The organism is Roseovarius sp. B08 (genome assembly GCF_051417955.1).
Classification (GTDB): Bacteria; Pseudomonadota; Alphaproteobacteria; order Rhodobacterales; family Rhodobacteraceae; genus Roseovarius.
The window spans coordinates 1272615-1297000 of sequence record NZ_JBPRLW010000001.1 but is presented as its reverse complement, the minus strand read 5'-3'; the positions used below and the strand labels follow the sequence as shown (position 1 = coordinate 1297000).

At 63.8% G+C, this 24386-nt stretch carries 21 protein-coding genes, 1 tRNA gene and 1 pseudogene; 10 read left to right on the top strand and 13 right to left on the bottom strand.

The window, feature by feature from the left end; translation table 11 throughout:
* Positions 1 to 175 precede the first annotated feature (175 nt).
* Positions 176 to 499, top strand: coding sequence for a DUF6280 family protein (locus ACSQ76_RS06575; RefSeq protein WP_306127901.1), 324 nt, complete (start codon positions 176 to 178; stop codon positions 497 to 499).
* Between the two features lie 62 nt (positions 500 to 561).
* On the opposite strand, the gene ACSQ76_RS06570 is transcribed toward ACSQ76_RS06575, so the two are convergent.
* From ACSQ76_RS06570 to ACSQ76_RS06555, 4 genes are all read right to left on the bottom strand, one after another.
* Positions 562 to 1137 carry a cobalamin biosynthesis protein CobQ gene (locus ACSQ76_RS06570; protein WP_437155926.1) on the bottom strand — a complete coding sequence of 192 codons (576 nt, stop codon included), beginning with the start codon at positions 1135 to 1137 and terminating at the stop codon, positions 562 to 564.
* A 346-nt stretch (positions 1138 to 1483) separates the two neighbouring features.
* Entirely contained in the window at positions 1484 to 2566 is a 1083-nt protein-coding gene (locus ACSQ76_RS06565; protein WP_437155925.1) for a hypothetical protein, read from the bottom strand.
* Positions 2567 to 2683: 117 nt separating this feature from the next.
* Entirely contained in the window at positions 2684 to 4069 is a 1386-nt protein-coding gene (locus ACSQ76_RS06560; RefSeq protein ID WP_437155924.1) for a TolC family outer membrane protein, read from the bottom strand.
* Positions 4070 to 4143: 74 nt separating this feature from the next.
* Positions 4144 to 4797, bottom strand: coding sequence for a protein-L-isoaspartate O-methyltransferase family protein (locus tag ACSQ76_RS06555; protein WP_437155923.1), 654 nt, complete (start codon positions 4795 to 4797; stop codon positions 4144 to 4146).
* A gap of 320 nt (positions 4798 to 5117) precedes the next feature.
* Here ACSQ76_RS06555 and ACSQ76_RS06550 point away from each other — a divergent pair.
* Positions 5118 to 5191, top strand: a tRNA-Cys gene (locus tag ACSQ76_RS06550).
* Positions 5192 to 5373: 182 nt separating this feature from the next.
* Here the strand turns inward: ACSQ76_RS06550 and ACSQ76_RS06545 are convergent.
* From ACSQ76_RS06545 to ACSQ76_RS06515, 7 genes are all read right to left on the bottom strand, one after another.
* Positions 5374 to 5718 carry a hypothetical protein gene (locus ACSQ76_RS06545; protein WP_437155922.1) on the bottom strand — a complete coding sequence of 115 codons (345 nt, stop codon included), beginning with the start codon at positions 5716 to 5718 and terminating at the stop codon, positions 5374 to 5376.
* Positions 5715 to 6884: a tyrosine-type recombinase/integrase gene (locus tag ACSQ76_RS06540; protein ID WP_437155921.1), complete on the bottom strand. Its 1170-nt coding sequence runs from the start codon at positions 6882 to 6884 to the stop codon at positions 5715 to 5717. Before ACSQ76_RS06540 ends, ACSQ76_RS06545 begins: the two co-directional genes overlap by 4 nt.
* Positions 6874 to 7167: a hypothetical protein gene (locus ACSQ76_RS06535; protein WP_437155920.1), complete on the bottom strand. Its 294-nt coding sequence runs from the start codon at positions 7165 to 7167 to the stop codon at positions 6874 to 6876. Before ACSQ76_RS06535 ends, ACSQ76_RS06540 begins: the two co-directional genes overlap by 11 nt.
* Positions 7168 to 7335: 168 nt before the next feature.
* The gene (locus ACSQ76_RS06530; protein ID WP_437155919.1) at positions 7336 to 7770 is read right to left on the bottom strand and encodes a hypothetical protein; all 435 of its coding nucleotides are present in this window, start codon (positions 7768 to 7770) and stop codon (positions 7336 to 7338) included.
* Positions 7767 to 7940 carry a hypothetical protein gene (locus ACSQ76_RS06525; protein ID WP_437155918.1) on the bottom strand — a complete coding sequence of 58 codons (174 nt, stop codon included), beginning with the start codon at positions 7938 to 7940 and terminating at the stop codon, positions 7767 to 7769. Before ACSQ76_RS06525 ends, ACSQ76_RS06530 begins: the two co-directional genes overlap by 4 nt.
* Positions 7940 to 8308, bottom strand: coding sequence for a hypothetical protein (locus ACSQ76_RS06520; protein ID WP_437155917.1), 369 nt, complete (start codon positions 8306 to 8308; stop codon positions 7940 to 7942). Before ACSQ76_RS06520 ends, ACSQ76_RS06525 begins: the two co-directional genes overlap by 1 nt.
* Before the next feature lie 73 nt (positions 8309 to 8381).
* Positions 8382 to 9962: a hypothetical protein gene (locus ACSQ76_RS06515; protein WP_437155916.1), complete on the bottom strand. Its 1581-nt coding sequence runs from the start codon at positions 9960 to 9962 to the stop codon at positions 8382 to 8384.
* Positions 9963 to 10106: 144 nt separating this feature from the next.
* Between ACSQ76_RS06515 and ACSQ76_RS06510 the strand changes: the two genes are divergently transcribed.
* From ACSQ76_RS06510 to ACSQ76_RS06500, 3 genes are all read left to right on the top strand, one after another.
* Positions 10107 to 10889 (top strand): hypothetical protein, encoded by a 783-nt coding sequence (locus tag ACSQ76_RS06510; protein ID WP_437155915.1) that lies wholly within the window; start codon positions 10107 to 10109, stop codon positions 10887 to 10889.
* A 168-nt stretch (positions 10890 to 11057) separates the two neighbouring features.
* Complete coding sequence (locus ACSQ76_RS06505; protein WP_437155914.1) at positions 11058 to 11372, top strand: hypothetical protein; 315 nt, start codon at positions 11058 to 11060, stop codon at positions 11370 to 11372.
* 89 nt (positions 11373 to 11461) lie between these two features.
* Entirely contained in the window at positions 11462 to 11785 is a 324-nt protein-coding gene (locus tag ACSQ76_RS06500) for a hypothetical protein (RefSeq protein WP_437155913.1), read from the top strand.
* Between the two features lie 36 nt (positions 11786 to 11821).
* Here the strand turns inward: ACSQ76_RS06500 and ACSQ76_RS06495 are convergent, their stop codons facing one another.
* Positions 11822 to 13054 (bottom strand): MobA/MobL family protein, encoded by a 1233-nt coding sequence (locus tag ACSQ76_RS06495; RefSeq protein WP_437155912.1) that lies wholly within the window; start codon positions 13052 to 13054, stop codon positions 11822 to 11824.
* Between the two features lie 218 nt (positions 13055 to 13272).
* On the opposite strand from ACSQ76_RS06495, the gene ACSQ76_RS06490 reads away from it, so the two are divergent.
* Entirely contained in the window at positions 13273 to 13620 is a 348-nt protein-coding gene (locus ACSQ76_RS06490) for a hypothetical protein (RefSeq protein ID WP_437155911.1), read from the top strand.
* 41 nt (positions 13621 to 13661) lie between these two features.
* On the opposite strand, the pseudogene ACSQ76_RS06485 reads toward ACSQ76_RS06490, so the two are convergent.
* Positions 13662 to 18679, bottom strand: a pseudogene (locus tag ACSQ76_RS06485) (RecQ family ATP-dependent DNA helicase).
* A 361-nt stretch (positions 18680 to 19040) separates the two neighbouring features.
* Here ACSQ76_RS06485 and ACSQ76_RS06480 point away from each other — a divergent pair.
* From ACSQ76_RS06480 to ACSQ76_RS06465, 4 genes are all read left to right on the top strand, one after another.
* Positions 19041 to 19631, top strand: a complete 591-nt coding sequence (locus ACSQ76_RS06480) for a class I SAM-dependent methyltransferase (protein WP_437155910.1) — start codon at positions 19041 to 19043, stop codon at positions 19629 to 19631.
* A gap of 114 nt (positions 19632 to 19745) precedes the next feature.
* A complete protein-coding gene (locus tag ACSQ76_RS06475) occupies positions 19746 to 22802 on the top strand; it encodes a DUF3427 domain-containing protein (protein WP_437155909.1) in 3057 nt (1018 codons plus the stop codon).
* A 402-nt stretch (positions 22803 to 23204) separates the two neighbouring features.
* Positions 23205 to 23795, top strand: a complete 591-nt coding sequence (locus ACSQ76_RS06470; protein WP_437155908.1) for a ComF family protein — start codon at positions 23205 to 23207, stop codon at positions 23793 to 23795.
* Position 23796: 1 nt separating this feature from the next.
* Complete coding sequence (locus ACSQ76_RS06465; RefSeq protein ID WP_437155907.1) at positions 23797 to 24303, top strand: hypothetical protein; 507 nt, start codon at positions 23797 to 23799, stop codon at positions 24301 to 24303.
* Positions 24304 to 24386: the final 83 nt, after the last annotated feature.

Sequence of the window (24386 nt, the reverse complement as noted above, 5' to 3'; positions counted from 1 at the left end):
CCTATATCTAGCGAAGCGATGGCGTGCAAGACGACGACATATCGTGCTGCAAACGCAGCAAGCCATGCGGACGACGCAAGGGTGGTATGCGATTGGGGACTATCCGAATCGCATAAAACCCGTCATAACCGGCGCCACGCCTGAAACACAAGAGCAATAAAAACAAGGACGAAACATGAAAGATTTCGTTGACGGTACGGCTTTCAACGCTGAACAAGGCAACCGTGCCCGCAAACTCTTCGCAGCCGTGGTACTGGCTGCACTGGACGACGCCATTGCCGATGACAAGAAGTATGGCAACGGGCCGGAACAGATCGCCCGCTGGGCCCGCTCACGCGATGGGCGCGAGGTCCTGTCCTGCGCGGGGATCGACCCTAACGAGCGTGTGGTTTCCGGACTGATGGAATTCGTGGGCAAGGGGATACGTACCTCTGTTGCCCTGTCGCGCGAGGAAAGCGAGCGCCGCAATGCCGCCGCCGCGCAGGCCGAAGCCGCCTGATCCCCGACGCCTCCGAATTTGAAAAAGCCCTGCCGTCTTGGCGGGGCTTTTTCGTTCATGGGTCAGGTCGCAAAGACAAAGCCCCAGATGAACAGCGGTGCAAGCTGCAGTCCCGCCAGCCCCGCAATCGCCAGCCGAGACCGCAGACTTTTGAAACGCCACATCAACACACCGCACAACAGCGCCGATAGCCCCATCTCCAGCGGCCCGACCAACCCGGCATGGTGTGCGCTGTCCCAATAGCTGATCGGGCTTTCGAAAACCCAGTCCGTCAACGGCCAGAAATGCGGACGCCCGTCGTCGTGGTGCAACGGAAGATCCAGCGCCAGGTGCATCAGACCCGATGCACCGAAAATCATTCCGTTTCGCGCGCCACACCACCACGCCAGAGCGAACCCCGCGCCCCAGACAAGGAACGAGTTGTCGATCCTGAACATCTGTTGCCACGGCTCCGAGAAATAGAGCGTGCCGAAGACATATCCTGGATCGAGACCCAGCAGGTAAAGCGAGACCGCGACCATCAGGTAAAGCGACAGGTCCGGCGCCAGACCACCTGCCACCGCGGCAACCGTGCGCCGCCGGTCACCCGGACGGGCAAAGGCCGCGGCCGCGAATATCACGTGGGCCGGCGTGTTCATCTTGTCCTTTCCCGCAGCATTGTCGTCTGCCGCAGCTGAGCAGCTGCGCAGGCCTTTCCAATACCAGATAGCCGGCTCAAAGGCATCGCGGGTTGCGAGACAGAAGGTATATGGACCTCATTGGTCCTTGTCTGGCATCGCGATCGCCATGCCGGTCGATACCCTGGCCGAGCTTCCGGGAATGCCCTGAAAGTGGGAAATTTTTCGGGCCGGCCGACGACGCCCGCGCGTCAGTCGAAATCCCGGCCCATCATCGCGCGGTGGATCTCGCGGCGCACCAGTTTTCGTACGTTGCGCGTGATCCGCTCGCCCAACGTGCCCTGCAATTCCTGCCGTACGATCTCGCTCACCAGGTCCCGCAACGCATCCTCGTCAAGGAACGCATCCGCATCCTCGCGATACCACTTGCCCTCGCCTTCCTGCGCCTCGACGGTCGCGGTATCCCCGCTGCGCGGCGCAGAGGCATCCCGTTCTGCTGCCCCGCCATGGCGCGCCGTCTCGCGCGGCGCTTCGTGCTCGCCCGAAGCGGCCGTGTCGTCTTCGGCGTCTTCCCCCGGCGATCCTCTTCGGCCGCCGCCGAATACTCGTCCTGCGCCGCGTAGGACACGAAAACAGGCTCCTCTGGCTCGACGTGGTCCTCCCACGGAAGCGGCTCGGTCTGGCCGCCTGCATATGGGTCTTCCGACGCGCCATCCGGCTCCCACTGGTCGTCACGCGCGGCAACGGCGGCCTCGACCTCCGCGATCCGGGCCTCCAGTTCCGAGGTCACGACCTCACGCTCCGGCGCCTCCTCCACCGCGTCATCACCAGCTTCAGCGTACTCGAAGGCAACATCCTCGTCTCCGACAAAGGCCGCCGCCCCGAAATCGACACCCTCTTCAAAGCCGTCGCCAAAGCCTTCCTCGGACAGATCGACAGACGACTCGTCCGCGTCCTCCCAAATGTCAGCCTCTTCGGCGCGATCGTCCTCGGCCGTCAGCCACTCTTTCAGCTGCGCGTCGTCGCCTTGCCCCGCATCCTCATGGACGTCGTCGGGCGCATCGAAAGCCTCCGCCTGGTCCCGCCCATACAAGCCGGAGCCGGCCTCCTCGACACTCTCGTCAATCGCGTCTTGCCATTCATCAAGCGTCAGATGCTGCGGCTCGCCCTCCGCCGACGGCTCCGCGCCGTGGTCCTCCGAATCGCCTTCGTCCTGCAGATCTTTCGGCTCGACCCGAAACGATGGAGTCAGGACCAGTCGCGCGCCACCCGCAGGCGCCGCGGCGTCCGGTTTGGCCCCATCCGAGACGGCAGGAGCAGGCTTTGACTTGTGCGCGGCTGCACGATCCGGCTCCGCGTCCCTGGAGCCGGGCGACTTGTCGACCGACACCAGCCGACGAATAGACGACAGGACGTCCTCGATTTCCGCATTCGATACGGGATCAGACATGCTCAACTACCATTCTTGCCTGCGCTACAGTGTAGCGGCTGCCGCAAATTCGCACAACAATTTAGAACGCCGCCTTTTAGGCGCTTTTACCGTTCCGCGCCTGTGCCGACCGTGCCGCTACTGACGCCCCAGCGATTTCAGGACCCTGTCCAACTGCTGGCCCTGCCTGCTCAGCGGCACGGGCGCGTCCTTGACCAGGTTGTAATAGGCCGCCGGGTCGTAGGTCTGCACGTTCAGGTTCAGGTCTTTCGCAGTCAGCTCGCCGATGGCCGCCAGCACCTGATAGGCCGCGATGGCTACATCGACATCCGCCGAAATCAGGTTGCTTCGCGCGTCCAGCAATTCCTGCTCGGCGTTCAGCACGTCCAGCGTGGTTCGTGCGCCCAGCGTCGCCTCTTCGCGCACGCCGCGAAAGGCCACCTGCGCCGCCCGCACCTGCTCTTGGCTTGCCTCGCGCACCACGCGTGCCGACTGCAAAATCGCAAACGCGTTGCCCACGTCCTGCACCACCGCGTGGCGCACCACGTGAAGGTTGCCGCGCGCCGCGTCGCGCTGTGCCTGCGCCTGCCGCTTGGCAGAGCTCAGCAGCCCACCCTGATAGATCGGCGCCCGCATGTTCAGCCCGACACTGCCCGACCGGCCGTAGTCGCTGCCTTCCAGGTCCTCGCTGATCCCGAGCGTGCCCTGAGCGGTGAAGCGCGGCTTCATTGCCGCGTCCGCGGCCAGGATCGTCAGCTCGGCCGATGCCACCCGGCGCTGTGCCTCCAGGATGTCGGGATGGTTGCGCACCGCGATATTCTTCGAGGTCTCGATCCCGCCCGACAGGTTCGGCAACTGGCGCGGCGATTGCAACGCTCCGGGCGGCTGCCCGACGACGGCGACATATTCCTCGATCGCCTGGGCGAGGCTGCCCTGTGCCTGGGCAAGCTCGCCCTGGGTGCTGGCGACCCGCGCCTCGGCCTGGGCCACGTCTGTCCGCGTCACCTCTCCCACTTCGAAACGATCGCGGGCGGCCCGCAATTCCTGCCGCAGCAGGCGCAGGTTGTTCTGGCGCAGCGACACGAACTCCCGGTTGCGCTGCACATCGTAAAAGGCCGCCACCGCCCGCAGCAACACCTGCTGCTCGATGCTGCGCAGCGATTGCCGCGTCGCCAGGACAGTCTCCTTCGCGGCGTCGATCTGGAATCGCGTCTGGCCGAAATCGAACAGCAGCAGTTCCAGCGTGACGCCGGTGCTGAAAGAGGTGTTGCGCGTGGTATTGATGAGGTTGGTCGTCCGGTTCTTGCCGAAGTTGCGCGTGATGTCTGCGGTCCAGTTGATGATCGGCCGCAGACCGGCCACCGCCTGGGCCACGTCCTCGTCCGCCGCCCGCAACAGCGCGCGGTTCTGCTCCAGAAGGCCGCTGTGTTCATAGGCCCAGGCCAGCGCCTGGCCCAGCGTTTCGGATTTGGCTCCCCCGGGCAGCGCCATCGTGCCCGCCAACGCCACAAAGCCGGCCGCCATCCAGTTCCTCAGCGGGGAAACCCGCGCGTTGCCTGCTGCCCGTGCCGGTTTCCGCCCGGCTTGCTTCCGCATCATCATAGGATAAAGGCCGCGTGCCGCTCGAAGCCCGACAGAACCGGTGCTCCTGCGTTGAAGGCGAACCGCCAGTTCATCGCGCCGTCGATCTTGTAGCCCACGCGCACCGCGCCCAGGCCCCCCTCGGCGAAAAGACAGGCTATGCGGCCACCTTCCTTGATCTGTTCGATGATGGTATCCGGCAGATGCTCGACCGCGCCCTGAAGCATCACGACATCGTAAGGGCCGTGTTCCGCCGCGCCCTCGGCCAGTGGCCCCTCGTGCACGATCACGTTGTCCGCGCCCTGTTCCGACAGGATGCCGCGGGCCTCCTCGGCCATGTCTTCCATCTCTTCCACGGCGACCACCGCCTCAGCCATCCGGGCGGCGACCGCAGAGGAATATCCCAGCCCGCAGCCGAGGTCGAGCGCCAGTTCGTCGGCCCGGATGTCCAGCGCGTCGAGGATCTTGGCGAGCGTCCGTGGCTCCAGCACGACGCGTCCGCCGCCCAGGTCGACATTCTCGCCGACATAGGCGGCCTCTCTCAGGTGGCGTGGCACGAAAGCCTCGCGGGCAACCGACAACATGGCGTCGATGATTGGAAACTTGGTTACGTCGGCTGGACGTACCTGGGTGTCGACCATCATGGTCCGGCGCGCGGCGAAATCGGTCATACGGTCATCTCTGTAGCTGCTCTATCCTGACTAAGGTTTTGCCACAAACCCGCCCCCCTCACAATGGCCTTGGACCGAGCGGTACAGATCGCTTCCCAGGCGATGCCGATGGGAGACACCAAGCGCCATTCGAATTCATCCGCGGCGAACCTGTGTGCTTTTCTCGTATCCCGCCCACACGCGCGACGCGGCATCCCAACGCCGGCCGACCAAAGTGTATTCATCAGAATTGTCATCGTTGGGACCCGTCACGCGAGGTATGGACATCGCCCCGACGAAACACTAAGCAGGCATCTCAGGCCGAATGGCCCACCACGGCTGGCGAGTTGGCGGAGTGGTGACGCAGCGGATTGCAAATCCGTCCACACCGGTTCGATTCCGGTACTCGCCTCCACCTTATTTTACTGGGATTTTCGGCGTTTTCGGACCTCTTCGGAGGAGCCGGAAAATCGCCGGTTTACGGGCCGGTTTACAGCGCGCCCCGGATTTGAGGCCCGGGCTCGTCCCATGTCCGCACGAAAAAGCCGCGAAGAGTATTCCTCGCGGCTGCAGTTTTTCGGGGGCGAAGACCCGGCCTCACGGGGCCATGCCGAAGGCGTTGAAGAAGTGCAGCGCGGCTGCGTGGTCGTGGTGGGACCGGGGGCCGACCTTGACCATCGTCGCCTTGATCCTCGGCGGGTGCGAGGCATAGGTCACGGGCGGGTAACCAACCAGGTCGAGACACGCGCGGGCGATCCTGTTGACAGTGGCGGCGTGCCTGTAACGGCGCGACAGCTCCACCATCGGCGTGACCGTCGTCCGCCCCGAGCTAAGCAGGTAGACCTGGCCGTAGAAATCCGCCCCCCGCACGGACGGATCGACGATGTCGCACCAGGCGGCCGCCAGTTTCAGGTCGGCCCGCACCTCGTCCAGGGCGATCATGACAATCCCTCCTTCTTCGCCTTCTCTTCCGCCTTGCGCGCCGCCTTCGCCGCCTTCTTCTTGGCCTTCCGCAGCTTGCGGTGCACCTCGTCCGAGACCTCGGGGACAAGCGCGGCATAGCTCTCGATCACGTTCGCCGCGTGCCGCAGCCCCCAGCCCATCGTCACCGCGATCTCGTTGAGGGAGCATCCCGCGCGCAGCAGGGCCGTCGCCGCCGTGCCGCGCATGTCGTATGCGCGCAGCTCGTCGCGGATCCGCATCGGCAACAGGCCCTCGTCGACCTTCTTGTTGTGCCGGAGCTTGAGGTCACGGATGATCTGGGACGCGCGCAGCGCCTTCAGCGGCTTGCCGGTGAGGGAGGTCACCAGCAGGTCCTGCCCCTCGGGGAGGTTGTCGATCACCTCGCCCAGCGCCTTGGTCACCGGCAGGCTGACCGGGTTCTCGGTCTTCTTCCGGGCGAAGAACAGCCGCCGGCCCTTCGGCGTGGTCTGCACGTGCCGGCGCCGAAGCAGGCCCACGTCTTGCGGGGCCAGACCGCCCTCGCTGAAGGCGATCACCACGGCCTTTTCTTTCGGGCTCGCCTCCGCCAGCAGCATGTCGATCTCTTCCGGAAGCCAGACGATCTGCGCCCGGTTGGCCTTGTAGAGCTTTTTTTGGCCCTTGTGATGGTGGACCTCGAGCGAGTGATCGATGTCGACGCACCAGTTGAGAAAGGTGGTGACAACGCCGCCGGCATAGTCGTACTGCCTGGGCGACTTCTTCCACTTGGTGCGCCACGCCCGGATTTCCCCGATGACCGCCCGCTCCTGGAACATGGCGAGAGGGTCCTCCCCGAATTCCTCCTCGAAGGGGGTGAGGTACTTCTCGTAGTCGTCCCTCGTCCGCTGCGAGAGCTCGCAGAACTCGGCCGAGTCCCGGTATCGCTGCAGGGCGAAGGCCGTCGACTTGCCGTCCACCTTGGGCGCGCGATCGTTGCGCAGGTCCCGCATGACCGCCTCGTAGGCCGAGACGTAGCGATCATCGGTGGTGTCGAAGGCCATGGTGCTGTCCCAGAATCTCGGCCCGCCCCGAAAGACGTAGTGATACTTGCTCTTGGTGCCGTCCTTGCGCTTCTTCGTGATGCGGTGGACGCCCGCGATGCGATGCTCTTGCTGGTTACTTCCCACGGCGCAGCCTCCGTTTGTCGGTCAGGCTCATGGGTTCGGTGTTTGCCTCCGACGCATCCGGCGTCGCGGCGGTCCGCGGAAACATGCCCTGCGCGACATCGAGGCGATGGCGCACGTGGTGCGGGTCGTAGAGGCCGTTGCGGCCGGGCACCGACTTGATGCCGAGGGTCTTGAGCCAGCCGCGGAATGCCGAGGTGACACCGGAATAGCGCATCACTTCGGCCAGCTCCGCGCCCGTCATGAGCGGCGGCAGCCACGGGTTGGAAGGGAGGGTGTCGAACATTTTTTCGTCCTTTGCGTGTCGTTGTACGCAGGAGGTGCGAGCGTTCCGGACCGGTCGGCCGGAACTTTGACCAGGGTTCGTTATCTCAAGTTCGGCGCGCCGGCCGGGAGCAGCAGAAGGACTGCCGGCGCGCCGGCATGCAGTTGTTTTCACTGCATGTTCCGGAGTTCAGAGGGCTTGGCGCAGGGCCTCCATGGCGGCCTCGGCGGCGAGCCGGTCCTGGATGGCCTCGAGAAGAAAATTGAGCTCGAGGAGGACGGCGAGAGCGCTCGAGAGCGCGTCGGCCTCCTCCGTCATCCTCGGCTCCTGCCAGAGCACCGGAGAGACGTTGCCGTCGCCGCCTTCGAACCTGTCGGCCATGAAGGTGCCCTCGGTGATCCGCTCCACGAGCCGCCTTTCGAGGCTCGCGAGGTGATCGAGCACCGGGGCGTCGAAAATCTCTCGCGCATCGAGCATCCGCAGCAGCCGCTCCGGCCCCATCCGCTCCTGAGGCGCCAGGCGGTGGAGCACGTCCTCGCGGACGGCGGTAGCGACGGTGCGGGCCATTGCGAGCGCCTCGGCGGCGAGGTCTTCGACGGTGGGGGAGGTCTCGGGGCCGGTCATCGGGCACCTCCCGCCAGCGAGCGGTCTTGCAGGAGGGCGCGATTGTGTCGGGCCGCCGCGCGTCCCTCGGCTTGCCAGCGGCGGCGTTCCTCGCGCCGTGCCCGGCGGCGGTCGGCGGCGATGTCGGCCTCGGCCTGCATCCGGGCGCGCAAGGCGTGCAGCCGCTCCATCAGCGCCTCATCGAGGTGCCCGATGCGGGGTCGCCGTGGGTCTCGGCTTCAAAGCCGGGGTGATCGAGGCTGACCAGCAGGGTCCGGTTGAGCGTGAAGCGCGAGGGTCGGTCGAGACCGGCGGTCGTGATGGAGGGCGCCTGCCGCACGAGAACTTCGCGGCCCCTGTTGGATTTGCCGTAGGCGGAGCTGCCATAGGCCAGCTTGGCGAAACGGCGATCGCCAAGCCGGGGCGTGTCGAGGACGAGGCAGGGCCGCATCTTGGGCGCCTCGCCATCAGGCAGATCCTCGGTGGTGGGGAAGCGGTAAAGGACCACGTCGCCGGGTGCGAGATCCTGCTGCCAGTCATGGGAGTGTTGGTCGAACATGAAAACTCCTGTCGTGAAGGGAAACGACGGCAGCCTGTCCTTCAGAGGCCCCAAGGACCCTTGCCGCTGCGCGTCACGCGGCGCGTGCGGCGGCAAAGGGGTCGGGGGCCGGCATCATCCCCGGGAAGATCTCCTCGGCCAGCGCGATCTCTTTGGCTGTAGGCGACAGGTCCGGCAGGCTGTCGGGCGGACTTCGGCCGGCGTCGGGCCGGGTCGGGGCCGGTTGCGCGGGAGGCTGGCGGCGGTTTCGCTCGGCTTCGGGGGATGGGTGGAGGGGTTGGTGCCCCGCTGAGAGGGCGGGGCGGGGCCTGCGGCGTGGCAAGCCCCCCTGTAGCGGCGGCAGACCTGTCTCACTCGGGGTGCGCGTGGCCGGGCGTGCCGGTTCGGCGGTTTTCGCGGCAGGCGCTGGCGGGCAGCCCCGGCGATACCAGGTCGCGCGGGAATAGCCGTGCGCCTCCCATGGCTTCTCGCGCGAGGTGGCGTGGGCCGCGAGGTACTTTTCGCGCGTTGCCATACCCTTCGCGCGGCGGCGGCTGGCCTCCCTCTCCAGCCGCCGCCGGCCCCTCTCCGCCTCGGATTGGATATGTTTCAGCTTCAGGCGGCGGGCGAGCTCGTCGGAGACGCCCAGCATCTCGGCCATTCGCGCGCCCGAATAGAAGTACCGATCCTGCTCGCCTTTCTGACGCCGCTCCGCCGCGCGGATCACGGCGGAGACCTCGGAGGGCGCCAGCCCGGCGCAATGGCGCGCGGCGTTCTCGACTTCGACGGCCAGATCGAGGTTCCCGTGCTGATGGGTGAAGCAGGTGGCGACCAGGTGGAGCCATGAGTTGCGCAGCCCCTCCGGCACCTGCCCGCCCCAGTGCCGGGCGAGCGCCATCAGGTCAGCGCGCACCTGCGCGAAGCGGGCAGCGGGGGCGAGGCCGCGCGGGCCCTTGGTCGATGTCTTCCGCCGCTTCCGGGCCTTCCTCGCCCCAAGCTCCGCCCGCGTGGGCCGGCCGGCGGCGGTGTATAACGCATCGGCGAGCGCGTCGAAATCGTGGCGCCGCAGGGTGCCGTCGATGACGGTGACGGTGCGGCCCGACTTGACGTTGATGGTTTCGGGAATACGGAAGATCCGGGCCGTATCACCGCAGGACCGGTCGGCGCCGAAGGCCGAAAACAGGTCGATCAGGCAGCGCTGCGCCGCCCGCCAGCGCGGCTCGGCGGCGGCGGGCAGCTCGTGGATGAGCCATAGCACGGCGAGGCCCCGGCCGGTGTCGGTGATCACTGAGGGCAGCGGCAGGCCGCGGCCCTGCGCCGCCGTCTTCACCGCCAGCGCCACCTGCCCCGGCGCTGCCCCGCGCCATTGCGGCATGGTCCGATAGTCGAGATCGAGCGATAGGAGGTTGAGCGCCGCCAGCCTCCCGCCGGAGCGCGTGCCACGGAAGCGATGCAGAGTGACATAGGTCTGGCGGTCCAGCCAGTTGAGCGCCGCGAAGGGCAGCGCATCGGGGCGGTATGTGCGGGCGCAGCGCCTGTCGTCTTCGAGCAGCATGAGCGTGGCCGAGCCTTGCGCGTCCAGCGGATGCAGCAGGCGCAGGTATTCCTCCGCTGTCATCCGGGCGGCGGCGGGGCGCGTGGCGGTGCTGAAACTGTGGTGCTGCGAAAGATCCATTTGCAGGACCTACGTCCGGCCGGCCCTGCCCGGAAATTGACGTTAAGTCATATGGCCGATCGTTATCGGCCCACCCCGGGCGCATCCAGATCCTGGTCAGGCAGCCGATCCCCGGCCGCCGCGCATCACAGGAAAGGACCCCCGATGCATGTTCTCCCCATCGGCCTGCCGGCACTTCTGCCCGGCATGGTCGCCCTCGAAGCGGCGAAGCTGAAGCTCCAGCTCAACGCCTCGGTCTCCGGCCCGCTGCGCGATGCGATGAGCCGGTTCGATGTGACCTGCCACGCCCGCCTGCAGTTCGACACGCGCGGTGCGTTCAGATCGGTGACCGCCAGCCTCGAGCGCACCTCGCCCGAAGATGTCGAGGCCCAGATTTCGTGGGAGACCTTCGGTCTGCTGCGCTACCGGCTCGAGGAACAGGTCGTCGCGGCATACCTGGACCATGCCGTCGAGCGCCGACTGAAGCGGGGGCGCGAGCTGGCGCATCTCGAAGATGAGGCGCTCGAGGCCCTCCGCCTGCGCTGCCACGCGCGCATCGGCTCAGACCGGCTCTCCACCTCTCACCTGCAAGAGGCGTTTCTCGGCCGGCTTGCCGACGCCGAGGCCGCGGAGCGCCAGCGCGACAGCTCGAAACACCGCAGGCTCCAAGCCATCGAGCAGGCCAAGCCCCTGCGCGAGCTTCTGGAATTGGAACACGCTGATGCCGAGCGCGAGGGCGCGCGGCATCCCGATATCAACGGCTGCAACCACTACGGCGTGGCGGAGAAGGCGCCCAAAGAGACCCGGATGATCTACGCCTACCGGGCCTACCATGCCGAACGGCGCGAGGGGTTTCCGCTGTTCGACATGTGGGGCGAGCCCTGGCCGAAACGCGGGCGGCGCAAGAAGACGGCCGCGGAGAGCCAAGAGGTCGCGAAGACCCAGTGACCGGGTGGAGGGTGCCTCGCGCGCCCGGCCGCGACGCGCGCCGTCCGTGTGTTGGCGCCCTGACGCAAGGTCATGCCGCCGATGATTTCCGCGCGATCCAAGAGGTTCCGAAATCCTTCTCAGGCGGCCGATCCCCGGCCGCCGCGCTTCACAAGAAGGAAGACTTCCATGAACGACGCACTCGACATGCTCCGCCGCGCCAAGGCGGAGAAAGCCGCGCATGAGGCCGCCCTGGCCGAGATCACCAACGGCACCGGAGGCGGTGACACCGGCGCCTGCCGGCGGATCCTGAACGGCGCCGAGGTGGACGAGGAGATCGGCCCGCTCTCGACCAGCGAGACCATCGCCGTTGCGCTCGCCTGCGGCCGGCTGGATCTGCTGCCCGAGGACTATGCCGATTTCCGCGATGCCTGGCAGCGGCTCGACACCCGGCAGCGCCGCCTCGTCGACACGGTCGCCCGCGCGCCCTGGCGGCGGGGCTGACCGAACCGGCACCCCGAAAAATTCATCCGCCGCGCAGGCGGCAGCGCCAATCCCGGCGCAGCATCCACGCCAAGAGAAAGGCATTCGATATGGCAAAGAAAGTTCTCGATCTGCAATACGGCATCGGCCGGTCGTTTCTGACCGGCCATGTCACCATGCTGGGCCGCGATTCCTACCGCGCGTTCCTGGTGGACGACTCGAAGGTGGTCGCGCGCCGCGATCTCGACCGGGCGCAATACAAGAGGCTCGCGCGCGAGCTGAGCGACCACTCCGAAGGCAATCCCGAGCACGAGTTCAACTCAATCTGGCCGTTCGAGGATTTCGTGCTCTACGGCGAGTATCCCGAGGAACGGAGCGAGCGTCTGCGGCGCGAGCGTGAGCGTGACGAGGCGCATCGTCACCTCGACGACTGAGCGACGTCCCGGTCCGGCATCGCGCCGCGCCGGGGCTCACCCGCCGCCCCTCACCCTCTGCCTCTGGCGTGGCGGGCGGGCGCGTTTTTTGGCTTTCTCGCTCATCACGAATTTCGGCGGCTGCCCTTTTTCAGGGGTGGCCGCCGTTTCCGTTTCGGGGTCGAGGGTCTTGTCGCTTTCGGGGTCGATCTCGGCATTGAGCCTGCCCTCAGCCCAGGCGATCGCGGCCTGCTGCGGATCGAGCGCGTCGAGATGGGGGGCGGCCTCGATGGCCTCGGCACGCGCAGCGGCGGTCTCGGCGGTGTCTATTTTGACCTCGGCCTCGGCGGCCGCCACCCGGCGCGCCGCCTCGGTTTCAGCGGCGATTTTCTCCGACTTTTCCAGCCGCGCCTTTTCGCGTTCGGCGTCCCGAAGGATCTGCCAGCTTTGCCACAGCGCCTCGTTCGCGACGCGCGTCTTCGCGCGGGTCTGGCCAAGGATGGTGTCGTCGCGCCCCGTCTCCTGCTCCCGCCGCCGGCCGCGTGCGGCGTTCCTTGGCCCGAGCTTTGGCTGCGGGATCAGCCCCTCGGGCGCGTCACCGGCCGCCGCTGCCGCCGCATAGCTGCGCAGGTCAACGCGCGCCGTCACGCCGGCCTTTTCCAAGTGCCGGTTGACCCGCCGCTGCCATTCCTCGCGCATCTGCCTGACACATTCAGGGCCGGTTTTCACATCATCAAGATCGCGAATTTTCTCGCCAAAGCTTTGCGTTTCCTCGTCCCAGACCCGCGTGGGGCACAGGATGTGCACGTGGTGATTGAGCGCGTTGCCGCGCTCATCCTTTCGTGGCTTCGCCGGTTTTTTCCGCCCCTCGGTCTGCGGGATCATGTCGGCGACAAGCTCGTCATCGAGGCCATCGGCAAGCGGGTGATGGATCGCCGCCATCGAGGAAATCCCGTAGCGGTCGTGCAGCCAGAGGCCGAAACCGCGCACCAGAACGCGCTGCGTCTCGAGCGGTAGCTCGTGCGGCAGCGACACCAGAATTTCACGGGCGAGCCGGGCGCGGGGATGTTTCTCGGCCGCGCTGGCGAGGTTCCAGATCCGCTCGGGATCATGGGGCATCTTGATGGATTCGACCGAGACGACATCGCGGCGCCGGGAATAATTCTTCACCTCTCCCGTGCGGTCGCAGCGGTAGCGTCCGCCCGCACAATAAGCCGCCGCCGCCACGATGGAGGCGGTGTTGGCGCGGTTGCGGATCTTGATCTCGAGGCGGGAGGCTTTGTGTCGCATGGCGAGGAGATGGCGCCCCCTGCCCGTCCCCGCCCAGAAAAAGCCCGCCACAGGCGCGCGGCAACTCCCCGGGAGTTGCGTAACCGCGCCCTTCGCCTTTTCAGGCTCGGTGGGGGCTCCTTTCGCCGCCATCGAGCACACAGGAATTTTCCGGGGAGCGGCACGGGCACCGGGGCCGCATTTCCCGTTCGGTGACAACGAACCAAATGGAGATGACCATGACACCCACCGAGAAACAGATCGCCGCACTGGAGGCGAAGATCGCGCGGGAACGCGAGAAACTGGCCGATGCGAAGGCCAAGGCGGCCGCCGAGAGCCGCAAGCGCGACACCCGTTGCAAAATTCTGTTCGGCTACGCCTTCCTCGACTGGCTCACCACCTTGCCGAAGCCCGAGCGGCAACGCATCCTAAAGCTCGTTCATGTTCGCCTGAAAGAAAGGGAGCGCATAGCGTTCCCCTTGGCTGAAATACTCAATGATGTCGATGCGGCTGCGGCGGAGCATATCTCAGCGAAAAAGGACGCCGCTGAGACGACGCAATTGCCGTTTCCCTCAGAAGACTCTTGACCGTTCAGAAGAACCTCGGTGGCCTCGCTGAGGGCGCAAACTCAGCAGGCTTCCAGCACGATCTCCGGCAGCACGACTTCCCAGGTATCGCGCCGAAGCTTGGACCGGTGCTCTTCGCTGCTTGCATGAGCGTGGCGACTGACAATCGCACCGACCTCGGCAGAAACGACACGCTGTCCATCAGGGACATCCCATCCGCCTTTCATCATGATCAACGTGCGCCCGCGCAAGTCTCGGACCGACCAACGGACCCCATCTTTCACCAGCGTGAGGCTATCGTCCACTTGTGCCTCTGCGATCGCTGCGAGACAGCGATCCCCTTTGCGCAAACGACCAGACCAATCAATGAACACCTGGCTCATGTCAGGCATCAGATATGTTCGATCCGGCGGCAGATCGCGCGCGTCAGGCAGCGCGGCTTGCCTACGCAAAATGTTGTCGCCGCTTGCGGGAACGAAAGCATGTGGGCCCTGTGTCATCACCGCAAGGCTGCGCCTCGCCCGCGTCATGGCGACGTAGAACAGGCGGCGCGGCGCATCGAGATCCTCATTCCGAGATGGCCTTTCCCAACCACCATTCAGGATCACCACGTCGTCGAATTCGAGCCCCTTGGCGCGGTGCGCCGTCGTCAGCAAAAGCCCCCGCTGCTCACCCCGCGCGTCACGCGCCCATTCACCGAACCACTCCACGAGATCGGGAACTGAGACCTGACCTGTACCGATCTCCTGGGCCAGCGCGGCGATGCCTTCTGCGATAAGGTCGGTCCACCGATTGCGCTGCATGTGGTTCACGACATCCAGCAGGTCTGTCACGCCCAGAACGCAAGTTCGGTCGCGGCTTATGCGGTCGATGAATTGCCGCATCTCGCGCAGTCGCCAGAGGCTCGGTAGACTCTCATTGGCCATTTCGACCGGGATTCCTTGCGCCTCGGCAAAGGCGCGCACTGGGGCAAGTTGTCTCCAGTTTCGCGCGATGATGGCCGTGCGAGACCAGTTCCAGCCAGGTTGCAGTGCCGCCAGACGCTGCAACTCACTCACCGCTGCGACGGCCTGCATCCGATCCTCGGGGGGCATTGGAGAAGCTGCACCCGACCATGCCCTACAGGGTCACTGGCTTCCATCACGCCGCCCGGCGAGTCCTTGCGGCGCTTCCGGTCGATGGTGATGTCGTGGCCCAGCTTCATCCTTTCACCGGCCCCGGCGATCACTGTGTTGGAAGCCTCGATGATATGTCGGGTGGAGCGATAATTTTCGATGAGAAATTCAGGCTTCGCCCGGTAATCCTGCTCGAACTGTCGGATGAATTTGATGGACGCTCCAGCGAAGGCGTAGATGTTCTGATCGTCATCACCCACCGCGAAAAGACTGAGCTTCATATCCTCATCATCGATCGTCCGTCCTGCAACGGCAGCGATCAGGGCGTATTCCTCGGGGCCGATGTCCTGGTATTCGTCTACGAGGATCCAACGATACCCTTGGATCAGCGTCTCGCGCTGCGCCTCGGCTTCGGCCTTGCTCAGGCCTTCGCCGTTTAGCTGGCGCACCGCCTCCATGACGATATTGTCGAAATCCCGGCTCTCTGCCTGCGACCCGGCAAAGCTGGCGCCCACGAGCCGCATGGCCATCGCATGACAGGTCGACACCGTCACACCGAATGCCTCGTCCCCCACCAGATGCCGAAGACGCGCTCGGATCTCCACCGCAGCGTGGCGGTTGTAGCTCAGGACAAGGATGCTGCGCGGGTCTTCGCGCCGGACGCGGATCAGGTAGGCGATGCGGTGCACCAAGACGCGGGTTTTGCCCGAGCCCGGGCCGGCAAGGACCAGAACATTGGTGGCGTCCCGATCATCGGCCACGATTTTCTGCTGGACGGGATTGCCGAGGGCCTCCACGACGTTCTGCCACGACTTCCCCGTCGTCTGCCGTTTCACTTCGGTTGTCTTGCCCTTCATCCAGCGGCCCATGAAGCCTTCCTGGTCGAGGGCGAAATAATCCTCCGTCAGGCGGATGGCATCCTGCATCGAGGATAACCCTGTTTCCGCGTAGGCCGCCATTACATGGGTCTGCACTGTCTGTTCGTCATAGTGCTCCTGCAATGGCGCGAAATCCTTGACCAGGAACTGCGTCTTACCGGGCGCAAGCTGAACCGTCATAGCGGGCCGAAACACGGTGAGGCCCTTACCAAGTGCCACCACTTCCTGCTCGTGCAGCCATAGAAGCGCGCGGTCCATCAGCCGAGTCATTTCTTTGACCTGACCACGGAGGAAAGCATCGCCCGTCAAGGTCGCCAGCATGTCGCCCAAAGTGGTCTCAACCTGCTGATCCTTGCCCCGCTGACCTTTTTCGAGCCGCCCCAACAGATGCTCCACCAGCGCTTCACCGGCTTGCCGGCGCAGCGCGGCCGACTGCTCCAATACCGACCAAGACCGTTGCAGAGCTACGAACAGCGTGTCGCGAGAGGCCTTGCGCAGGCGCACATTGCCCTTGCCACCGTCGAGATCACGGCCGTCGCGCGCCATGCCGCGCAGCAATTTCTCGACCACGTCGGGCCGGACGTGGCTATGGCCCTGGTCGCGCAGCTTCTGGCTGGCCATTTGCAGGTTGAAAGGCGTGGCGACTGCATCCTCCGCGTCAGGCGCTTCTTCCCTCATGACCGCGATCAGGTCTGTTTCCAGCCGTGTCGCCTGCCTCAGCCGCTTGCGGGAGTCGTCCGTCACTCCGGAATGCACGAAGACCGTGACCGCTGTGTCGTTCCGCGCGATCCCCAGAGATTCAAGGTCGGCCAGAGCCTTGGTCAGCTGACCACCCGTCAGTCCGCTCACGCCGGTCAACTCGTCAGTGGAGATGCCTTCGTCAGGGGGCGCATTCATCAGGTGGCGGACAATGTCCATCAACTGCGTCCGGCGCATCCCGGTGATCTGCGCTTTCTCCATCCGCGACCCCGCCTCGTCGATGCTGCGCACCCGCAGTGACGACGGAAAGACCTGCACGCGGTTTTCCTCGCGAGACAGGAGCTTGGCCTCCTCCAGCCAGGAAATCGCGGTCTTGACCCGCGTGTCATCCGTCGCGCTTTCACGCTGGAATTCGCGGTCGTGTTCCTGCCGGACGATCTCGCCAGGGGTGGCGACAACGGTGCCCGTGCTGCGCGTCCGGGCATCCATGCGCCGAACAGCCCTCAGGATGGCTCCGATCTCGCGCCGGTCGAGCCGCGACCGCGCGGTCAGTTGAAACTGCCGCTCCACGTCGTCCGGCGCGTAGAGCAGCACGCAATTGGCATGAGCACGGTCCCGCCCAGCGCGACCGGCCTCCTGTAGGTAGTTTTCGAGCGAGCCGGGGATGTCGCCGTGCACCACCAGCCGGATATCGGGCTTGTCGATGCCCATGCCGAAGGCGTTGGTAGCGGCGATCACCCGCAACTCGCCCACCCGGAACCGTTCCTGGATGGTCTTCTTCTCATCGGGTGTCAGGCCGGCATGGTATCGCTCCGCCGACAGGCTCTGTTGCTGCAGGAACTGCGCGACTTCCTCTGTCGCCTTGCGCGTCGCGCAATAGACCACGGCGCCAGAGGCTCCCTCGGCCGGAAGACGCTGTTCGATGACATCCAGGATGTCGGCCAGCTTCGTCCGCTTGCCGGTCGATCGCACCTCGAAACTCAGGTTCGTGCGCGATGCCCCGCCGTCCAGCAGCAACAGCTCGGTTCCAAGCCTCTGATGGAAATGGTCGCGAATATCGCGCACCACCTCCGGCTTGGCAGTGGCGGTCAGGCAGATCACCGGGGCCGGATCTTCATCGCCCGCCGTTTCACGAATGAAACGCGAGATGTAGCGATAGTCAGGCCGGAAATCATGCCCCCATTTCGATACACAATGCGCCTCGTCCAGAACCCAGAGGCCGATTTCGCGTTGCTTGAGAACGGAGCGCACAGAGACACTCCGCAACTGCTCGGGCGAGATCAGAAGCATCGCGGCCTCGCCCATGCGGACCTTGTCGAGCGCGTCCTGACGTTCAGGCAGCGATAGCATCCCGTTCACGGTGACCGCGGAGGAAATGCCTGTCCGTTCCATCCCCGCCACCTGGTCGGCCATCAGCGCGACAAGCGGCGAAATCACGACCGTCAGCGCACCGGTCCGATCGAACTTTGCCAGTGCCGGAATCTGGTAGCAGACAGATTTGCCTGTCCCGGTGGGAAGGATGCCCAGCAGGCTGTTGCCGCGCATGCCCTCGTCGACGATGCGCTCCTGCAGTGGGCGGCCATCGGCATCGGTGGGCGTGGGCCGGAAACCGTCGAAGCCGAACCAGCGTGAGAGCGCCTTTACGGGATCGCTCTTCTCGCGGCACCAGGGGCAGTCCGCAGCATCGCATGCCGTGTCGCGTAGGCGTTTCACCATACGCGCGGCATCCGGAAACTGCATCCTGACCCAGGGGGGCATGACGGAGTCGCCACCGGCGACCGAAATCCACGCCAACGCATAGGCCAACGGCCACCCCGTCTGCAGCGCGCCCAACTGATCCAGCATGTGCTGCACCGCTGTGCGGCAAGCCTCACCCTCCAGCAATCGCGACAGCGCCTGTCGGGCTTGATCAGCAGAGGGCACGCTCGCACCACGGACATGGCCGAACACAGCACCGAAACCCTGATCCTGTTCGCCACGCGTCGTCAGGTAATGGTAGGCGACGACTGTATCCGGCGCCTTTGCGTTCAATGCGCGGAAGGCTCCGAGTTGGTTCTCCAGCACATCGAACACAAGCCGCGCGTCTGCCTCTGGATCGTTGACATGGCCCGACAGAAGCCGCCCGTCATGGTAGTGCTTGACGAGGTGGTGATACGGGTTGCGCGGGAAGGCCAACGGATTGAGCCAGAGGGTGTCGATCGGCGCTTCGGCCAGGTGCGCCAGCCTCGGCCGCATGGCCGCCAGATGCGGCAGGTCATGGCGCAGGATGTTATGCCCAATGAGATGCCGGACATCGCCGAGGTCGGCCTCCAACCGATCCAGCGCGACCGCCATGTCACCTTTCTGGCATCGCAATGCAGGCCTGTCATCACAGCGCACCGCCGCCAGGTCAAATACGCGCGCCGTTTTTGGATCGACCTCAAGATCGACAGACAGGCATCGCGCCAGGAATGGATCAGGTTGGTTGACGGCCTGTAGCAGGGGGCACCGGTGGAGCTATTTATATCAACAACTTATCTGAAACGCTTGGCCTGGCGTGGTCAAGCATGACAGAATATTTAATGTCGCCCGACCGCGACGCCTGTGTTCACAAAAACACTTACTCAGAATGGAAAAAGCTAAGCGTTGTCGAGTTGATAGAGGCCTCGCGAATACTCCGAACCGGCCGTCAATAACTGGTGCGAACCCGATAACCTTCCAGAAACCACAACGAAAAGACCGCGGCAATCAGAATTGCCAGAAAAGTTATATGAACGGATTTTACGACACGAACGCCGAGAAATTTCTGCAAGACACTCAAAACGTCGACATGTCGTCCCTTCGCGATCGATTTCTTGCCGCAGTTCCGAAAACGTATACCGGCAGCGCTCGCATCCTTGATGCGGGGACAGGATCCGGTCGCGACGCGCGCTCATTTCACCTCGCAGGATACCAGACTGAGGCCTTTGACGCCTCGCCTTCCATGGTGCGGGCGGCGACCGCTTTTTCCGATCTTCCCGTCCGGCAGATGCGCTTCGAAGATTTCGAATGGGAACACCCTTTCGAGGGCATCTGGGCCTGCGCTTCTCTTCTACACGTCGCGCGCGGCGACTTGTCGGAAGTCATGCGAAGGCTGGCAGACCATCTGGTCTCTGCGGGGGCTCTGTATGCCTCGTTCAAGATTGGAGACGGCGAGCGGCAAGAGGCGGCGCGACATTTCACCGACATGACCGAGGAATCCTTTGCGGCGCTCCTGGACGAATGCCCGTCGCTCCGGCAGGTTGAAACTTGGTGGACTGAAGGCCGCCGTCCGGATAGAAAAGACGACCTTTGGCTCAATGCCTTGATGAGAAAAACCTGACGAGTGCCCTCCGAGATTACCCTACCTGAGCCAAAAACATCCTGCCCGTGCTGCGCGCCATCCATCGAGAAGATTGTCGAATGCGATGCGCAGACCATCCTGGTCCGAGATGGCATGGGCATTATTCTCGCCCCACGCCGCCATGTGACCCGTTGGCGCGACCTTTCGGAGCCCGAACAAGCCGCCCTTGTTGCGCGCATCACTCCAGCCCAGGCTCTCTTGGAGGAGGACGGTGGCCCGGCACCAGTCAAGCTTATTGAAACCGCCGAACACTTCCATATCCGGTTGGATGTCCCCACCACCGCCTCCAGCCCCATCCCTGGCGCGCCACATGACCGACCGTTGATCTCCGGCGGCGAGGATGCACTGCACGCTCACCTGCGCCCCCTCATCGACCAGGCGCAGTCTGTCGACCTGGCAGTGTCCTTTCTGATGACCTCGGGGGCGCGCCTGGTCCTGCCTCATCTGCGCGACCTGTTGGAACGCGGCGGGCAGCTCCGGTTGCTCACGGGCGACTACCTCGACGTGACCGAGCCGACTGCACTGCGCCTGATGGAGGATCTGGACCACGATCGACAGCTCTACGTTTTTCGAGCTGCCCGCATCCCGTTTCACCCAAAGGCCTGGGTGTTCTCTTTTGCCGATGGAGCCGGGGCCATGATCGTTGGCTCGTCGAACCTTTCCCGTTCGGCATTGACCGAAGGTGTCGAATGGAACCTCCGCCACTTCGATCGGTCGGACGCTGTCCCCCTGATCGCTGCCCGAAATGCTTTCGAGAACCTGCTGGTGCGGCCGGAGGTGACAGAACTCTCCGGGGAATGGATCGACAGCTATGAGACCCGCCGGGTCACCCCCATGCCGATGCGCTCCGGCGTTCCGGAAGAGACGCCGGAAGATGCGCCGAAGCCCCACGACATCCAGAGGGAAGCCCTGAACGCTCTGGCTACCACGCGAGCCAAGGGATATCGCGCCGGCTTGGTCGTGCTTGCCACCGGACTTGGCAAGACTTTCCTTGCCGCATTCGACAGCCAGCCGGCCACACGCATTCTCTTCGTTGCCCATCGCGAAGAGATCCTGACCCAGGCCATGGAGGCTTTCCGCGCTGTAAGACCCAAGGCACGCCTCGGTCGGTTCGGCGGGGGCGACAAGGATTTCGACGCGGATGTGCTTTTTGCCTCGATTCAGACGCTCTCCCGCAACCAGCACCTGCAACGCTTCGCTCCAGACGCCTTCGACTACATCGTCGTCGACGAATTCCACCACGCCGCCGCGGCGACCTACCGCAGGATCATCGACCATTTCAGCCCGAAATTCCTGCTGGGCTTGACCGCAACACCAGACCGCAGCGATGGCGGCGACCTTCTGGGTCTCTGCGAGGAAAACCTCGTCTACGAATGTGACCTGTGGTCCGGCATCGACCGCGAGCTTCTTGCCCCGTTCAAATACTTCGGTGTGCCCGACCCTGTGGAGTATGCGCAGATCCCGTGGCGCAGTGGCAAGTTCGACGAGGCCGCGCTGACCTTGGCCGTCGCGACGAAAGCGCGCGCGGAAAATGCGCTCGACCAGCTGGCCAGGCGCGGTGGCAAGAAGGCCATCGGGTTCTGCGTCTCTCGCCGCCACGCTGATTTCATGGCCGAGTTCTCGCAGGTGCGGGGATTGCGCGCTGTCGCGGTCCATTCCGGCGACACGTCATCCCCGCGCGCCAGCGCCCTCAAAGCCCTGGAAGACGGCGACCTCGACATTGTCTACGCCGTTGACATGTTCAACGAGGGCGTGGATGTGCCATCCATCGACACCGTGCTGATGCTCCGCCCGACGGAAAGCCCGGTGATCTGGCTTCAGCAACTCGGGCGCGGCCTGCGCCGCTCGACCGAGAAGAGCCACCTTGCCGTGATCGACTACATAGGCAATCACCGGATCTTCCTGACCAAGGCGCGCACTCTACTGCAGATCGGCGCAGGCGAAGGTGCCCTCCGAATGGCACTCGAGAGGTTCGAGCGCCATGAGATAAGCTTCCCCGCGGGTTGCGAGGTCACCTATGATCTCGAAGCCCTCGACATCTTGAAATCGTTGATCCGCCAGCCCCGGGATGGCGAGGAACTGACGGCTTTCTACCGCGACTTCCGAGATCGGCATGGCGTCCGTCCAACCGCGTCCGAGGTCCAACATGCGGGCTTCAACCCAGGCCGCACGGGGCACGCCGGCTGGCTCGGCTTCGTAAACGACATGGGCGATCTCGCCGGCACTGACCATACGGCGTGGACCTCCCACAAGGCTCTGCTCGACGAGATCGAAACAACCCGCATGACGCGTAGTTACAAGATGCTCGCGTTGCGCGGCATGATTGAGGCTGGAGCCTTCCCGGGCCGCATCTCTGTCACAGCTCTTGCTGAGCGCGTTGCTCGCCTTGCCAAGCGAAACCCAGAAATCCAGGCAGATATCAGCGTCGATCCGGACGACCTTGAAGCCGTTCAGACCATGCTCACGAAATACCCCTTGAAGCTCTTGGGCGAGACCAAATGGTTCCGATCCGGCCCGGGCGCATTCGAGACCACCCTGGACGACAACGGTGACACTGCCCTTTCCAATCTCGCCTCGGAACTCGTCGACTGGCGGTTACTTCGTTACTTACAAACCCGCAGCGTGACATACGATCAGCAGGAAAAAAGCCCTCTTGCCGAGGCCGCCGAGGCCCCGGGAGGGTCTCTCTATCCCCCTGCTACCGGCCCCCGGATCTGGGAAGAATATCCTCGCGACCGCATCCCGCCGCTCTTTGGCGCCGTGTTCAACACAGGCTCTTGGAATTCCGGCATCGTCGTCATTCCAGATGCCAAAGCCATGGTGCTACTTGTGACCATGGACAAGAGGAGTATGTCCGTCGGCGACCACTATGCCGACGAATTTATCAGTCCTACCCGCTTCGTATGGCAGACCCAAACCAGCACACGGAGGAACAGCACCCGCGGGCGGATCATCTCTGGGGAAGAACCGGGCTGGTCCTTGCACCTCTTCGTCCGCAAATCGAAGCTCCGCGACGGCCGCGCGGCGCCTTTCCGATATGCTGGGCCAGTCCAATTTGCCGGATGGGAAGGCGAGGCACCAATCACCGTGCAACTCGACCTGGTGGAACCGTTACCCGAGGGTTTGCGCACACTCTTTGGGATGGGATGAACCAGCCCTCAAAGCCGCCGAGCACGCGCGCAGCACGGTGCTCAGCCCTGTAGGTTAAGCGGGGGGTCAGACGAGTCGTGGCGGTTTCTGGACATCCGCTACATATTGCATCACGTTTTGCTTTGAGGGGCAGGTCCCCGACGCTGGCGGCGCGAAGTGCGTTTCAGCAAAAGACCGCGCCCCGAGGCACCACAAGTCCGCTTTGGAACACAGAGCCTGCCCAGTGCACGCTGGCTTGCACAAATACATCGCTTCGCGCGCCTTAGCGGTCCGGCAACGGCTTTGCGTTGAAAATGACTTGAATCGGCAACAGATAATGAAAGAGGGATTTTACTCTGAGGCTTCATGATTTCGTTTCGCGGCCCACAGCAATTCCGGCCATCCGGCTGGTAGGATAACTCAATGAAGGTAAATTTGAGAAAGATCGCAGGAAACTGGGACATTGGATATGCTCTCGACAAGCATATGCTCTATAGTAATTTCTTGGGGCACGATGAATACGGGCATCCCAGATTCGACAACCACCGCACCGAAGCTGGCGAGGCAGTCTACCAGCTCAAGTACCGATCAGATTGGGATCAGGTGGAACCCCTGGCGGACGCCATAGTCGATCACATCGTGCCCAGGTTCGGCCCAGTCGGTCTGGTGATCCCTGTCCCCGCTACGATGACAAGGGCACGTCAACCCGTCTACGAAGTGGCCAAGGCAGTAGCGAAGCGGATCAACGTGGAATCATTCGAAAGGATAGTCTGTAAGGCTGCTGCTGAGAATGGCGCCGTGCCGCTCAAGAACCTTGGCACCAGAGAAGAAAAGGTTGCAGCCCTTGAAGGTCGGTTTACAATCACTGACACCATCACGAACGAAGGACGCTGGAACGCCTTAGTGGTGGATGACCTTTTTGATTCCGGAGCTTCGATGGAGGCTGTGTGCGCCGCGCTTCGAACCTACCGAAAGATCGACAAGATCTACGCCGCAACACTAACATGGAAATAAGATGGCAAAGGTATTTATAGCAGGTTCTATAAAGATCAAACGGCTGGATTCGAAGTTCATTGAACGCATACGAAATATTGTCGCCGACGACCTCGAGGTGGTTGTCGGTGACGCAAACGGTGCGGACACTTCCATTCAGAACGAACTTCGCAAGCAGTCTGCCAAGAATGTGACCGTCTATTGCTCCGGCGATGAGCCTCGAAACAATGAAGGAGGCTGGAGAGTCAAGGTAATCCACTCCTCAGCGGAGCCGGGCACTCGGGCCTTCTTCACAGCAAAGGATAAAGCAATGGCAGCAGATGCTGACTACGGCCTAATGCTCTGGGACGCAGCAAGTGCAGGCACACTGAGCAACGTCATTGAACTGGTCAAAGGCGGGAAGAAGTGTGTCGTTTTTGTGAACAAGGAAAAGACGTTTATAAATGTAAAACAGCCGGAGGACCTCATAGATCTGGTTTCGGTGATGTCACCTGGCGCGAAAAATCGCGCCGAAAAAAAATTGGTTTGAGTCGTCTTCTTTCCGAAGTCAAGAACCCGCAACTTGGGTTTTCGATTTAGTATGCTAAGATAGCGCCACTCTAAGATAAGACT